Source organism: Pseudomonas putida W15Oct28 (genome assembly GCF_000708715.2).
Lineage (GTDB): Bacteria > Pseudomonadota > Gammaproteobacteria > Pseudomonadales > Pseudomonadaceae > Aquipseudomonas > Aquipseudomonas putida_R.
Window position 1 is genome coordinate 37,439 of sequence record NZ_JENB01000026.1, and the last position, 14,059, is coordinate 51,497.

The 14,059-nt window shown below is 61.1% G+C and carries 12 protein-coding genes; 11 read left to right on the forward strand and 1 reads right to left on the reverse strand.

Going from position 1 to position 14,059, the window contains the following annotated elements:
- Position 1: 1 nt before the first annotated feature.
- The 11 genes from AK81_RS18340 (at position 2) to rfbA (ending at position 11,968) form a co-directional block, all read left to right on the forward strand.
- Positions 2–1,267, forward strand: coding sequence for a hypothetical protein (locus tag AK81_RS18340; protein WP_193393771.1), 1,266 nt, complete (start codon positions 2–4; stop codon positions 1,265–1,267).
- A complete protein-coding gene (locus tag AK81_RS18345) occupies positions 1,227–2,075 on the forward strand; it encodes a hypothetical protein (protein WP_043201076.1) in 849 nt (282 codons plus the stop codon). The genes AK81_RS18340 and AK81_RS18345 overlap by 41 nt, the downstream gene beginning before the upstream one ends.
- Positions 2,072–2,779, forward strand: coding sequence for an acyltransferase (locus tag AK81_RS18350; protein ID WP_043201077.1), 708 nt, complete (start codon positions 2,072–2,074; stop codon positions 2,777–2,779). The genes AK81_RS18345 and AK81_RS18350 overlap by 4 nt, the downstream gene beginning before the upstream one ends.
- The gene (locus AK81_RS18355) at positions 2,776–3,867 is read left to right on the forward strand and encodes a glycosyltransferase family 4 protein (protein WP_043201078.1); all 1,092 of its coding nucleotides are present in this window, start codon (positions 2,776–2,778) and stop codon (positions 3,865–3,867) included. The genes AK81_RS18350 and AK81_RS18355 overlap by 4 nt, the downstream gene beginning before the upstream one ends.
- On the forward strand, positions 3,857–4,966 hold the full coding sequence (locus tag AK81_RS18360; RefSeq protein ID WP_016500996.1) for a DUF1972 domain-containing protein: 1,110 nt from the start codon (positions 3,857–3,859) through the stop codon (positions 4,964–4,966). The genes AK81_RS18355 and AK81_RS18360 overlap by 11 nt, the downstream gene beginning before the upstream one ends.
- Positions 4,966–5,955, forward strand: coding sequence for a UDP-glucose 4-epimerase family protein (locus tag AK81_RS18365; protein ID WP_043201080.1), 990 nt, complete (start codon positions 4,966–4,968; stop codon positions 5,953–5,955). Before AK81_RS18360 ends, AK81_RS18365 begins: the two co-directional genes overlap by 1 nt.
- The gene (locus AK81_RS18370; protein WP_043201081.1) at positions 5,952–6,965 is read left to right on the forward strand and encodes an MraY family glycosyltransferase; all 1,014 of its coding nucleotides are present in this window, start codon (positions 5,952–5,954) and stop codon (positions 6,963–6,965) included. The genes AK81_RS18365 and AK81_RS18370 overlap by 4 nt, the downstream gene beginning before the upstream one ends.
- A gap of 58 nt (positions 6,966–7,023) precedes the next feature.
- Positions 7,024–9,021 carry a polysaccharide biosynthesis protein gene (locus tag AK81_RS18375; RefSeq protein WP_043201083.1) on the forward strand — a complete coding sequence of 666 codons (1,998 nt, stop codon included), beginning with the start codon at positions 7,024–7,026 and terminating at the stop codon, positions 9,019–9,021.
- A gap of 102 nt (positions 9,022–9,123) precedes the next feature.
- Complete coding sequence (gene rfbB / locus AK81_RS18380) at positions 9,124–10,194, forward strand: dTDP-glucose 4,6-dehydratase (RefSeq protein ID WP_043201084.1); 1,071 nt, start codon at positions 9,124–9,126, stop codon at positions 10,192–10,194.
- The gene (gene rfbD, locus AK81_RS18385) at positions 10,191–11,087 is read left to right on the forward strand and encodes a dTDP-4-dehydrorhamnose reductase (protein ID WP_043201086.1); all 897 of its coding nucleotides are present in this window, start codon (positions 10,191–10,193) and stop codon (positions 11,085–11,087) included. The genes rfbB and rfbD overlap by 4 nt, the downstream gene beginning before the upstream one ends.
- Positions 11,088–11,092: 5 nt before the next feature.
- Complete coding sequence (rfbA, locus tag AK81_RS18390) at positions 11,093–11,968, forward strand: glucose-1-phosphate thymidylyltransferase RfbA (protein ID WP_043201141.1); 876 nt, start codon at positions 11,093–11,095, stop codon at positions 11,966–11,968.
- 1,136 nt (positions 11,969–13,104) lie between these two features.
- Here the strand turns inward: rfbA and AK81_RS28490 are convergent.
- Positions 13,105–13,961 (reverse strand): IS5 family transposase gene (locus tag AK81_RS28490; RefSeq protein WP_154100812.1). Its coding sequence is split into 2 segments (ribosomal slippage): positions 13,105–13,620 and positions 13,623–13,961, totalling 855 coding nucleotides; the frame shifts between segments, so codons are not numbered across the junction.
- Positions 13,962–14,059 lie beyond the last annotated feature (98 nt).

The window sequence follows — 14,059 nt, forward strand, 5'->3', positions numbered from 1 at the left end:
TGTGATCAAGATCTTTATCGGCGTGTTGTTCGGCCTGCTGTTCTTCAGCGACTTTGCCGTGCTGACGCTCGGGCTGGGCAGTGCCTTTGCCGGTTGGCGCGAAATGATCAGCCTGCTGATGATCATGTGGCTACTGCTGCGGGCGCTGGCCAGTATCACGGCGCGTGGCACGGTCAACCTCGAAGTGGGGCGGTCGCTGCTGATCCTTCTGTTCTTCGCCTTCCTGTACCTGCTGTTCGGCGACCTGAGCGCAGGGTCGGTGCGCATGTTCCGTGCATTGGCCGTGCCGGTGTTCGTCGGCATGGCTGTGGCCATCTGGGCGCAGGCGGTGTCGACCGAGAAGAAGCTGCGCCATGTGTACTGGTCGGTGCTGGCCATGAGCGTGCTCACCGGCGGGTACGCGTTGTACCAATACCTGACCATCGCCTCGGCCGAGCAGTTCTGGTACTGGCCGCTGCTTACCGCCAAAGGCTACGAGCTGCAGCCCTACAACTCGATGCGTGACGGGTTGCCGCGGGTTTCCGGCTTCTTTACCGGCACCCTGGAGTTTTCCGCCGTCATTCTCAACACCGCCGCCATGACGCTGGCCGTGTTGCTCAGCGGGCGCAACTGGTCGCTTACCCGGCGCCTGCTGCTGAGCGCCGCGTTTGTGTTGCTGTGCGGGTTGATTGCGATCGGTTCGGTGCGCACGGCCATGATCGGCCTGGTGTGCATCTGCGCCATGCTGGTGGTGGCCCGGGTGCTGCGCACGGCCTGGCTGATTTCGCTGCTGGGCTACCTGCAGTTCGTTGGCCTGACCGTGGCGATCTTCGTGTACCTGTCGATGGGCTACACCCAGGACTTGTCCGCGCTGGACCGTGAGCGCCAGTGGCTGCACATGTACGAGGTGCTGAACGCGCACCCCATGGGCTATGGCTTTGGCTCGGTGGGCCCAGGCCAGCCGTACTGGTTCGATTCGTTCTGGCTCAATCTGCTGGCCACCTGCGGCTGGGTTGGCGCGCTGATCATGGCCGGGCTGATTCTGTGGTATCACAAACTGGTGACGATCATCGTCCGGGACAGGCCGCATGCCAGCGCGTGGAAAAACGGTTTGGGCAACTTCGTGATTGCCAGTTACCCGTTTTTCCTGAGCTCGTTCTTTTTCCAGTCCTATACGAACAGTGTGGTCCTTTACATATTCGCGATCGTGGTGATGGTGATCATTGGTGAAAACAGAAGAACAAAAGTTGAGCTTGGCCGTACTGATCGTTCTGTATCGGAAAACTAGCCAGGACTCGATCGCCCTGCAGTCCCTGCTGGCACAAAAGGCACTGCTGCATGATGAAGGGGTCGACCTGCAACTGTACGTCTGGAACAACTCTCCCGGCATGGCGCAGCCGTGCCCGGGCGTGCGCTGGTATGAGGCCGAAAACCAGCGGCTGTCGGTAATCTACAACCAGGTGGCCGAAGAGGCATTTGCCGCCGGCGTAGAGCTGTTCATGATCTCGGACGACGACACCAACTACTCGAACATACGCCTGTCCAGCTGCCTGGCGCAGATTGGCCAGGTGCGCAGTGCGCCGGGCGGCGACCAGGTGGGGGTGTTCATGCCCCGCCTGGTCAGCCATGGGCAACTGGTCAGCCCCGGTCAGCGCTGGTTGTTCATGGGCCGTCTTACCCCCGATGTGGCCCCCGGCCTGGTGGACTCGAAAAACCTGCTTGGCATCAACAGCGGGCTGATTTTTACCCGCCAGTGCTTCCAGCGCATGACGCCGTTCTATGACGAGCGGCTGCGCTTCTATGCCACCGATACCGACTTTTTCATCCGCTACGAGGGGTATTTCCCCAAGGCTTGCGTGCTGGATGTGGAAATTGCCCACGACCTGTCCGAACACAGCGCCGATACCCCCGAGCGTGCCTTGTTCCGCTTCGAGGAAATGATCCACGGGTTGCGTATCAGTTTTCGTTCCCACGGCCTGCTGCAACGGGGCCTGCTGGACCTGTACCTGGTCTATGCTGCCTTTCGCAAAGCACTGGCCTATCGCCGCCCGGCCTTCATCAAGGCCTTGTTTACCCAGGTGAGGGCCGTGAAATGATGCATGCCTTGCTCGAAAAACTGGTGCTGCTGGTTAAAAAGCGCCCAATGGTAATCGACCGACGTATCTCGTCGGGCTATCTGCTGGGGCTGATTGTGACCAAGCTGGTGATGGCCTGCCGCGGCGTGATCCGGCTTCGCCAGCGGCGGTTGGCGTTCATCGGCTCGGGGGTGACACTGAATGAAGTGAGCAAGATCCAGTACGGCCCGGGTCTGGTGATCGACCAGGGCTGCTTCGTCGATGCCTTGTCCAATGACGGCATCCGCTTCGGTACCGCGGTATCGCTGAACAAGCACATCATCATCGAGTGCACTGGCAGCCTGGCCAACATCGGCAAGGGCCTGGTGATTGGTGACAACGTCGGCCTGGGCGCCGGTTGCTTCCTGGGTTGCGCCGGCGGCATCGAAATTGGCAGCGACACCATCATCGGCAATTTTGTCAGCTTTCATTCTGAAAACCACAATTTCGAAGACCCGTTGCAACCCATCCGCCTGCAGGGCGTGACCCGTCAAGGTATCAAGGTTGGCCGCAACTGCTGGATCGGTGCCAAGGTGACCGTGCTCGATGGCGCGGTGATCGAAGACGGTTGCGTGTTTGCCGCGGGGGCGGTGGTGGCTGCGGGTGTGTACCGCAAGAACTCGATTTATGGCGGTGTGCCGGCCAAGTTCCTGAAGGCGCGCATCGCAGAAGAAGGGGTGGCATGAAAACGTTGCACTTTGTCCATTTGCTGAATGACTACAGTGGTAGCCCCCGGGTACTGAACCAGACCATCACCGCACTCCAGCAAAGTGGTGCCGACTGCACCTTGCATGTGGGCAGCAGCGGCCACGGCGTGCTTGACGAGCTGCAGGTGCGCACCTGCAAGTTTGCCTACAAGCGTTTCGACAACCGCTGGCTGACCCTGCTGGCGTATGCCGGTTCGCAAGTGACGCTGTTTTTCAGCCTGCTGCGCAAGGTGCGGCCGGGGCAGGTTGTGCTGATCAATACCATGTTGCCTTTTGGTGCGGCGCTGGCTGCCCGCTTGCGCGGTGCCAAAGTGGTTTACCACGTGCACGAAACCTCCATTCGGCCTGCGCTGCTCAAGGCGTTTCTGCGCCGGGTGATTGCCGGTTGTGCCAGCAAGGTGGTCTACGTGTCGAAGTACCTGCAGGTACAGGAGGGCGTTGCCGGGGTGCCAGCGGTGACCGTGTACAACGGCTTGGCCGAGAGCTTTCAGCAGCAGGCGATGGCCACGCCGTACCAGCACCTTCATGGCGGCTGCTTCAATGTGCTGATGCTGGCGTCGCTGAAGGGCTACAAGGGCGTGGACGAGTTCGTCGCACTGGCTACGGCGCTGGCCGCGGACCCTATGCTCAAGTTCACCCTGGTACTCAATGCCAGCGCCCAGGAAGTAGACACGTATTTCGCCGGCAAGGTATTGCCGAAAAACCTTGAGCTCAGCCCGGCCAGCGCCGACGTGGCGAGGTTCTACCGCGAGGCCAGCCTGGTGCTGAACCTGTCCCATGTGGATGGCTGGGTCGAAACGTTTGGCCTGACCATTCTCGAGGCGATGGCCTTTGGCATCCCGACCATCGTGCCCCCGGTTGGCGGCCCCGTGGAGCTGGTCAGTGATGGGGTAGAGGGCTACCAGATCGACTCGAAAAACCACCAACAGCTGGTGCGCACGGTAGCGCGCCTGTCGCAGGACCCACAGCTGTGCCAGGCATTGTCCGAGCGCGCACGCATGAAAGCGAGTGAGTTTTCCACCGCCAACTTCCAGAAAAATATCGTGATGGTGTTTGATGACCTATAAGATTGCAGTGATTGGTACGGTAGGTTTGCCCGCCCAATACGGTGGCTGGGAAACATTGACCGAACAATTGGTGCGCAACCTGCCGGGTGACTGCGAGCTCACCGTGTATTGCAGCGCGCCGCATTACCCCGAGCGCCCGAAGTTTTTCGAACGTGCCCGCCTGGTTTACCTGAACCTCAAGGCCAATGGCGTGCAGAGCATTCCGTACGACGTGCTGAGCATGCTGCACGCCTACCGCAAGCATGACCTGATGCTGATCCTGGGTGTTTCCGGCTGCATCGCCCTGCCATTCATGCGCCTGCTGACGCGCAAGCCGATCGTGGTGAACATCGACGGCTACGAATGGAAGCGCGCCAAATGGTCCAACTTCGCCCGCTGGTTCCTGAAGCTGTCTGAAGCCGTGGCCGTGCGCTTCGCCCACGCGGTCATCACCGACAACAAGGTGCTGCAGGAGTATGTGACCGCCGAATACAACAAACCCAGCGAACTGATTGCCTACGGTGGTGACCAGGCCCGGGCCGGCCAGCCAAGCGAGCAAGCCCGCCAGGCGTACCCGTTCCTTGGCGCGCCTTACGCCTTCACGGTGTGCCGCATCGAGCCGGAAAACAACATCCACGTCATTCTCGAGGCCTTTGCCGGGTCTGGCATGCCGCTGGCGATCATCGGCAACTGGAACCACAGCGAATACGGCGTGCAACTGCGCAAGCAGTATGAAGGGGTGAGCAACATTCACCTGCTGGACCCGATCTACGATGTGGAACAACTGAGCCCACTGCGCAGCAATGCCACGGTGTACCTGCACGGCCACAGCGCCGGCGGTACCAACCCGTCGCTGGTCGAGGCCATGTGGCTGGGCCTGCCGGTGGTGGCATTCGATGTGTCGTTCAACCGCGCCACTACCGAAGACCAGGCGCTGTACTTTGCCGACAGCACGTCGCTGCGCAACCACGTACAGGCGCTGCTGGGCGATGCTGACGCCCGTGCGCAACTGTCGACGCGCCTGCATGAAATTGCCAACCGCCGTTACCGCTGGTCGGTGGTGGCGGAGCAGTACCGTAGCGTGTTCACCCGCTTGCTGGGCCGGGCGGGGAGAGGTTGATGGCCGGGCAAGGCAACGCACAATGCCCAGGCGTCCTGGTCACCGGCGGCAGCGGTTTTGTCGGCAAGGTGCTGTTGCAGCGCCTTGCTGCAGACGCGCGCCGGGCGCCGCGGGCCCTGGTGCGGAAATTACCCGGCCAGCCGCTGGAGGGCGTGGATTACCGTGCATTCAGCGAGCTGTCGGCGGTGGATGTTGCGTCCGGGCACTTCGAGCGGGTGGACACCGTCATCCACCTGGCCTCCCGCGTGCACGTCATGCACGAAACCGCCACCGACCCACTGGCCGAATTCCGCCGGGTAAACGTTGAAGGCACCCTGAGCCTGGCTCGGGCTGCGGTCCAGGCAGGTGTGCGGCGCTTCATCTTTGTCAGCTCGGTGAAGGTCAATGGCGAAACCACCGACGGCCGCCAGCCCTTCAGCGCTGACGAGGTGCCTGCGCCATCAGACCCGTACGGCATCTCCAAGCGCGAAGCCGAAGACGGCCTGCGTGAACTGGCAGCGAATACCGGGCTGGAAGTGGTGATCGTGCGCCCGGTGCTGGTCTATGGCCCCGGGGTGAAAGCCAATTTCCGCAGCATGATGAACTGGCTGAGCAAAGGCGTGCCGCTGCCGTTTGGCGCCATCCACAACAAGCGCAGCCTGGTGGCCCTGGACAACCTGGTGGACCTGCTGGTGACCTGCATCGACCACCCGGCCGCCGCCAACCAGACCTTCCTGGCCAGCGATGGCCACGACCTGTCCACCACCGAATTGCTGCAGCGGCTGGGCAAGGCACTGGGCAAGCCCGCCAGGTTGCTGCCTGTGCCCGCCAGCTGGCTGAAGGGGGCGGCGACCCTGGCCGGCAAAGGCGGCCTGGCGCAGCGCCTGTGCGGGTCGTTGCAGGTAGACAGTGGCAAAACCCGTGAACTGCTGGGCTGGCAGCCCCCGCTGGATGTGGACCAGGCCCTGCGGGCCACGGCACTCAATTTCTTGAAAGGGCAAGACCAATGACGGTTTGGTGGCTTATTCCCCTCGTCGCAGGGGCATCCCTGCTTTTGACTGCTGCGCTACGGCGCTACGCCCTGAACAAGCAGATCATCGACGTGCCCAATGCGCGTAGTTCGCACACTGTGCCTACCCCGCGGGGCGGTGGCGTGGCCATTGTGCTGAGCTTCCTGGCCTGCCTGCCGCTACTGGGTATGGCCGGTGCCGTGCCGCTGGCGCCGCTGGTCGCCATTGGTGGGGCAGGGGCGTTGATCGCGGTAATCGGCTTCATGGACGACCACGGCCACATCGCTGCCCGCTGGCGCCTGCTTGGCCACTTCGCCGCAGCCGCGTGGATGCTGTACTGGCTGGGCGGCCTGGCGCCGTTGCAGGTGTTCGGCTTCACCCTCGACCTGCAGTGGTTCGGCTTCATTCTGGCGGCGTTCTACACCGTGTGGATGCTTAACCTGTATAACTTCATGGACGGCATCGATGGCATTGCCAGCGTCGAAGCGGTCACCGCCTGCCTGAGCATAATGCTGCTGTCGGCCCTGGCCGGTGTGCCGCAGTTGATGGCACTGCCGCTGTTGCTGGCTGCGGCCACGCTGGGCTTTCTGTTCTGGAACTTCCCGCCGGCCAAGATCTTCATGGGCGATGCCGGCAGTGGCTTCCTTGGCATTGTACTGGCGGGCTTGTCGCTGCAGGCTGCCTGGGCTTCGCCGCAATTGTTCTGGTGCTGGCTGATTCTGCTGGGCGTGTTCGTGGTAGATGCCACCTTCACCCTGATCCGCCGCTTGCTGCGCGGTGACAAGGTGTACGAAGCGCACCGCAGCCACGCTTACCAGTTTGCCTCTCGCCACTGTGGCAAGCACCTGCCGGTAACCCTGGCGGTGGCCGCGATCAACCTGTTCTGGCTGCTGCCGGTAGCCCTGTGTGTGCTGTTGCTGGGCCTGGACGGCGTGTGGGGCGTGATCATTGCCTACCTGCCATTGGCATATCTGGCCGTGCGCTGGCGCGCCGGTGAGCTCGAACACTAGCTAAAGTGATAGGACGAAGACAGTAGACATGTCACGTTGGAAAGCCCTAAGAGGTTCTATGGATAAGCTGCGCTCAAGACTGCTTGGACTACCTCGACGCCACAAACGGCTGATTCAGGTAGCGGCTGATGTGATTCTGGTCTGGTTCGCGCTGTGGCTGGCGTTTGTCGTGCGCCTGGGCATCGACGACCTGGCCAACCCTGTTCTGGACCACACCTGGTTGTTCATCACCGCGCCGATCATCTCGATCCCGCTGTTCATCCGCTTTGGCCTGTACCGGGCAGTCATGCGCTATTTCGGCAATGACGCGCTGATCGCCATCATCAAGGCCGTGACACTGTCGGCGCTGATCCTGGGCTTCATCATCTACTGGGCCAGCAACCACCAGAACGTGGTGCCTCGCTCGATCACCTTCAACTACTGGTGGCTGAGCCTGATCATGGTCGGCGGCCTGCGCCTGGCCATGCGCCAGTACTTCCTCGGTGACTGGTTCGCCACCGCCGTACAGCATGTGCCCTTTGCCAACCGCAACGATGGCCTGCCACGGGTTGCCATCTACGGCGCCGGCTCGGCCGGTAACCAGCTGGTTGCGGCCCTGCGCATGGGCAAGGCCATGCGCCCGGTAGCGTTCATCGACGACGATGGCAGCATCACCGACCGGGTGATCGCCGGCCTGCAGGTGTACCAGCCAGAACAACTGCAACGCATGATCGACGACACCGGCGCCGAGGAAATCCTGCTGGCGCTGCCCTCGGTCAGCCGCAGCCGCCGCCGCGAAATCCTCAACCTGCTTGAAGGCTACCCGCTGCACGTACGCAGTGTGCCCGGTTTCATGGACCTGGCCAGTGGCCGGGTCAAGGTGGACGACATCCAGGAAGTGGACATCGCCGACCTGCTGGGCCGCGACGCGGTGCCTGCACAAGGTGACCTGCTGCAGCACTGCATCATCGACCAGACCGTGATGGTGACCGGTGCCGGTGGCTCGATCGGCTCCGAGCTGTGCCGCCAGATCCTGGGGCAGACGCCGCGTATTCTGCTGCTGTTCGAGCACAGCGAATTCAACCTGTACACCATCGCCGGCGAGCTGGAACAGCGCATCCTGCGCGAAGGCCTGGCCGTGCAGTTGATCCCGATACTGGGCTCGGTCCGCGACCAGGCCAAGATGCTCGACGTGATGCGCGCCTGGCAGGTAGACACCGTCTACCACGCCGCGGCCTACAAGCATGTGCCCATTGTCGAGCACAACATTGCCGAAGGCCTGTCGAACAATGTGTTCGGCACCCTGTACACCGCCCAGGCGGCGCTGCAGGCTGGCGTGTCGAACTTCGTGCTGATTTCCACCGACAAGGCCGTACGCCCCACCAACGTGATGGGCAGCACCAAGCGCCTGGCCGAAATGGTGCTGCAGGCCCTTAGCAACGAGCTGGCGCCGGTGCTGATGGGTGAAACCGGCAATGTGTCACAGGTTAACAAGACCCGTTTCACCATGGTGCGCTTCGGCAACGTGCTGGGCTCGTCGGGCTCGGTCATCCCGTTGTTCCACAAACAGATCAAGCTTGGCGGGCCACTGACGGTCACCCACCCGAAAATCACCCGCTACTTCATGACCATCCCCGAGGCTGCGCAACTGGTGATCCAGGCCGGCTCCATGGGGCAGGGCGGCGACGTGTTCGTGCTGGACATGGGCGAGCCGGTGAAGATCGTGGAACTGGCAGAAAAAATGATTCACCTGTCCGGCTTCAGCATCCGCTCCGAGCGCAACCCGCTGGGCGATATCGCCATCAACTTCACCGGCCTGCGCCCGGGCGAAAAACTGTACGAAGAGTTGTTGATCGGCGACAACGTGATTGCCACGCGCCACCCCATGATCATGAGCGCCAACGAAGACTACCTGACCTGGGAGGTGCTGAAGCAGCGCCTGGATGCACTGCGTGCCGCGACCGCGGCCGACGACTTTGCCACCGTGCGCCAGTTGCTGCGCGACACCGTGAGCGGCTACGTGCCGGGCGGCGAAATTGTGGACTGGCTGTACCAGCGTCGGCGCTTGGAGCCCTGAACGCTGTACTGACAAACAGAACGGGCGTTGCCGGCATAGCAACGCCCACATGAACTTCAAACGCAGTGAAGTTTGAATGCGGCAATTGGGAAGAACTGAACGATGACTATTCTGGTAACTGGTGGTGCGGGCTTCATTGGCGCGAACTTCGTGTTGGACTGGCTGGCTGCTAGCGACGAGCCCGTGGTCAACCTCGACAAGCTCACCTATGCAGGCAACCTGCAAACCCTGAGCAGCCTGCAAGGCGACAAGCGCCACATCTTCGTGCACGGCGATATCGGTGACTCCGAGCTGGTAGCCCGCCTGCTGAAGGAGCACCAGCCGCGCGCCATCGTCAACTTTGCTGCCGAGTCCCACGTCGACCGCTCCATCCATGGCCCGGAAGACTTCATCGAAACCAATATCGTCGGCACCTTCCGCCTGCTGGAAGCCGTGCGCGCCCATTGGGGCGGCCTGGATGAACAGGCCCGCCAGGCGTTCCGCTTCCTGCACGTGTCCACCGACGAAGTGTACGGCTCGCTGGCTGCCGACGAACCGGCCTTCACCGAAACCCACCAGTACCAGCCCAACAGCCCGTACTCGGCCAGCAAGGCCGCCAGCGACCACCTGGTGCGCTCCTACCACCACACCTACGGCCTGCCGGTGCTGACCACCAACTGCTCGAACAACTACGGCCCGTACCACTTCCCGGAAAAGCTCATCCCGCTGATGATCGTCAACGCCCTGGCTGGCAAGCCATTGCCGGTGTATGGCGACGGCCAGCAGATCCGCGACTGGCTGTACGTCAAAGACCACTGCAGCGCCATCCGCCGTGTGCTGGAAGCCGGCACCACCGGTGAGGTGTACAACGTGGGCGGCTGGAACGAAAAGCCCAACCTGGAAATCGTCAACCGCGTGTGCGCCCTGCTGGACGAGCTGCGCCCCCGCGCCGACGGCAAGCCTTACGCCGACCAGATCACCTACGTCACCGACCGCCCAGGCCATGACCGCCGCTACGCCATCGACGCCCGCAAGCTGGAGCGCGAGCTGGGCTGGAAACCCGCCGAAACCTTCGAGACCGGCATTCGCAAGACCGTAGCCTGGTACCTCGACAACCAGGACTGGGTGCAGAACGTACAGTCCGGCAGCTACCGCGATTGGGTAGAGAAAAACTACGCAGGGCGCTCGGCATGAAGATTCTGCTACTGGGCAAGGACGGCCAGGTAGGTTGGGAACTGCAACGCAGCCTGGCCCCCCTGGGCCAGGTGCTGGCGCTGAACAGCCGCAGCCAGTCGCACTGCGGTGACCTGGCCAACCTGCCAGGCCTGGCCGAAACCGTGCGCGCCTATGCCCCAGATGTCATCGTCAACGCCGCCGCTTACACTGCCGTCGACAAAGCCGAAAGCGACAGCGAGCAAGCCTTCAAGGTAAACGCCGAAGCCGTCGGCGTGCTGGCCCGCGCCGCCGCCGACTGCGGCGCGCTGCTGGTGCATTATTCCACCGACTACGTGTTCCCAGGGCAGGGCACCCAGGCCTGGCGCGAAGACGACAGCGTCGGCCCGCTGAACACCTACGGCGCAAGCAAACTGGCTGGCGAGCAAGCCATCCAGGCTGCCGGCTGCCAGCACCTGATCTTCCGCACCTGCTGGGTGTATGCCGCCCGCGGCAACAACTTTGCCAAGACCATGCTGCGCTTGGCCGGCGAGCGCGACAGCCTGGGTGTGATCGACGACCAGCACGGCGCCCCGACCGGTGCCGAACTGATCGCCGACATCACCGCCCACGCCATCACCGCCACCCGCAGCAACCCGGCCCTGGCCGGCCTGTACCACCTGGCGGCCGGCGGCGAAACCACCTGGTGCGGCTACGCCCGCTTCGTGCTCGAGCAGGCGGCGGCACAAGGGGTAGCGTTGAAAGCCCAGGCCGAACAGGTCAACCCGTTGACCACCGATGCCTACCCGACGCCTGCCAAGCGGCCGTCCAACTCACGTCTTGATACCCACAAACTGCAGAAGGCTTTTGCCCTGACCCTGCCAGACTGGCGCCAGGGAGTGGCCCGCATGCTCACGGAAATACACGAGAAATGACCACTATGAACCGTAAAGGCATCATTCTGGCGGGCGGGTCGGGTACCCGCCTGCACCCCGCGACCCTGGCAATCTCCAAGCAGCTGTTGCCGGTGTACGACAAGCCGATGATCTACTACCCGCTGACCACGCTGATGCTGGCGGGCATCCAGGACATCCTGATCATCTCCACCCCACAAGACACCCCACGCTTCGAGCAACTGCTCGGCGACGGCCACCAGTGGGGCATCAACATCACCTACGCCGTGCAGGCTTCTCCTGATGGCCTGGCGCAGGCGTTCATCATCGGGGAGTCGTTTATTGCTGGCCATCCCAGCGCGCTGGTGTTGGGTGACAATATCTATTACGGGCACAACTTCCACGAGTTGTTGGCCAGCGCAATGGTGCGGCAAGAAGGCGCCAGCGTGTTTGCTTACCATGTGCATGATCCCGAACGTTACGGGGTCGTGGAGTTTGACGGGGCGGGCACGGCAGTGAGCCTGGAAGAAAAGCCCACGCTACCTAAATCGAACTATGCGGTCACCGGGCTGTATTTCTATGACAACGAAGTTGTGGACATAGCCAAGAACATCAAGCCCTCGTCCCGCGGCGAACTCGAGATTACTGATGTCAACAGGACCTACCTTTCACAGGGCAAGTTGTCGGTTGAAATCATGGGGCGTGGTTACGCCTGGCTGGATACAGGTACCCACGAATCGCTCCTCGAAGCCAGCCAGTTCATTGCCACGATCGAGCATCGGCAAGGGCTGAAGGTCGCCTGTCCTGAGGAGTTGGCCTTCCGTATGAAGTGGATCGGCGCTGAGCAGTTGGAAGCCCTGGCCAAGCCGCTGACGAAAAATGGTTACGGCCAGTACCTGATGGGCTTGCTGAAACAGCAATGAGTTAGCAGCGGCGATTGGACAAATGGCACCCGTTGCCATCGTAAATACTGCGTACGTTTCGTGGGTATTGAACAGCTCATTGGCTATGTCAATATCCACGAAAGGGATTATTGATAATTTTTACCAGAAAAACTATTTGATTCGTCTGGTTAACGAAGTTGATGCAGCCTTTATCATCCAGTTGCGTACTGGCGACAAGTACAATAAGCACCTGTATTCGTTGGCGATGACGTTGAGGCGCAGCGGCAGAAGATAAGAAATAACAAACAGGACGAGGTGGCGAACAAGTAGTTCTATTTCATTATTGGAAAGCTTGACGGCAGTCCATGCGGCACGGTCAGGGTGTATGACCTGAGGCCATCTTCATTTTCCTGGGCTAGCTGGATACAGAATGAAGACAGAAGCTGATTGTGGCACTGGTGTGGGGTGATGAGCAGACTCTCCAGAGGGTCCGCTGTTATCGACTGCGCCCTCGCACCTGCTAATGGGACACAAGTAGCAACCACGTCGCCAAGGCGACACTGCGTATGACTGCGGGCGTTGACAGCTTCGAAGTTATCGATAAACAGCACGCCGTTCCGATGATCAACTGAGCGATGATTCTGGCGGGCATACAGCACTTCCAGCGTAACCGGGTGGCAGTGGCGATCTATGGTGTTGGTACCTCTGGCTGTACTCGGTGCTGTAGACCAGTTGTATATCGCGACGAGTGAGCGATGGCATGGGTTGTCGGTGGCTTGTTCGGAGGTATGAGCATGTCGTTTTCACGGTCGACAATGTAGACGCTACAAGGCGTTTTAGATAGCTGTAGCGCTCATCGGCCTGTTAACAAACTGAGCCGTCAGTTCGCGCGAGATACCGAGGAATTCGTGCCGCGCCCCAAGATGGCGTCTTTTTTTGGTCATAAATGCACTTTTCGTCATGTAATGGCCGAGTGTAGGGGGTCGGTCAGTCGCGTAACGGGAGCCCCCTATCGCATTCTCTGCTTGCTGGCAGCCAAGCTAGTCACATCACCGTGGCGAGAATCTGCTAGACAACCCATAGCCATCTCATTGCACCTAGCTCTTCGTGAGAGACAAGGCGCGCTTGCTTACGGCGTAAGGTCAGCTGCCTGCTAGGCTGCGTCAACCCATTTCCTAGGCTCTGTACGAAAAGAGATGTCGCAAACACCGCATGGAACAAGCCAGCGAGACCATAGCGGCATAGCTTTTTGCGAGCTTGTCGAAGCGTGTCACGATGCGGCGGTTCTCTTTCAGCCAGCCAAACATGCGCTCGATGATGTTGCGCTGTCGGTACTTGGGCCGATCAAACAGTCTGGGTAAGCCAGGCTTGGGTTTGCGCTTCATTGAGCGCATCGGGATGACGGGCTGCATTCGATATTGGTCGCAGTAGCGGCGTAGCGCTTCAGCGTCGTAGCCCTTGTCGGCAAGTAGCCATTTGCAGCGTTTACGCGGGCGGCCTCGTTGGCTCGACGGAATGCTGACCCCATCCAACAGTGGTTGGGCGTAGCTGATATCACTGGCTTGACCGCCAGAGAGAAGGAAGCGCAACGGAGTTCCGTTGGCATCGCAGAGCATGTGAATTTTGGTTGTCAGGCCGCCGCGACTGCGGCCTAGAGCGTGATCGGCAGGCTCGTCAGGCCCCCTTTTTTCCGAGCGCCAGATGAGGCTCGGGTTGCGCGTACTGCGGTTGAGTCGATCATCCAGGTTTGCAGATCGATCAAGCCTTCCTCATTCAGTCTCAGATGCAAGCGTTTGAGCATCTGATCGAACGTCCCCTGATTTCGCCAGCCGCGAAACCGTTGATACACCGTTGACCAAGGTCCGAAGCGCTCGGGCATGTCTCGCCACGCAGCGCCCGAACAGAGCACCCAGAGCACGCCATCCAGCATCAGGCGGTCGCTCAGGCGGGGCCGCCCCCGACTATGGGTTTCAGTGAAAAGATCGGCGACCACAGTCCAGGCCTCGTCCGAGAGTTCATAACGCTTTGCCATCACAGAATTCCTTTCCGTCGATGGCGTGGGACTCTACAAAACCTCAGCGTTCGCGGCGCCGCGATTGGATTTCACGGGATTTCGTACAGAGCCTAGCG

Bases quoted from the DNA above. Each gene is read 5' to 3' on its own strand.
- AK81_RS18350 (WP_043201077.1), top strand. From the start codon at position 2,072: ATGATGCATGCCTTGCTCGAAAAACTGGTGCTGCTGGTTAAAAAGCGC.
- AK81_RS18355 (WP_043201078.1), top strand. From the start codon at position 2,776: ATGAAAACGTTGCACTTTGTCCATTTGCTGAATGACTACAGTGGTAGC.
- AK81_RS18360 (WP_016500996.1), top strand. From the start codon at position 3,857: ATGACCTATAAGATTGCAGTGATTGGTACGGTAGGTTTGCCCGCCCAA.
- AK81_RS18365 (WP_043201080.1), top strand. From the start codon at position 4,966: ATGGCCGGGCAAGGCAACGCACAATGCCCAGGCGTCCTGGTCACCGGC.
- AK81_RS18370 (WP_043201081.1), top strand. From the start codon at position 5,952: ATGACGGTTTGGTGGCTTATTCCCCTCGTCGCAGGGGCATCCCTGCTT.
- AK81_RS18375 (WP_043201083.1), top strand. From the start codon at position 7,024: ATGGATAAGCTGCGCTCAAGACTGCTTGGACTACCTCGACGCCACAAA.
- rfbB (WP_043201084.1), top strand. From the start codon at position 9,124: ATGACTATTCTGGTAACTGGTGGTGCGGGCTTCATTGGCGCGAACTTC.
- rfbD (WP_043201086.1), top strand. From the start codon at position 10,191: ATGAAGATTCTGCTACTGGGCAAGGACGGCCAGGTAGGTTGGGAACTG.
- rfbA (WP_043201141.1), top strand. From the start codon at position 11,093: ATGAACCGTAAAGGCATCATTCTGGCGGGCGGGTCGGGTACCCGCCTG.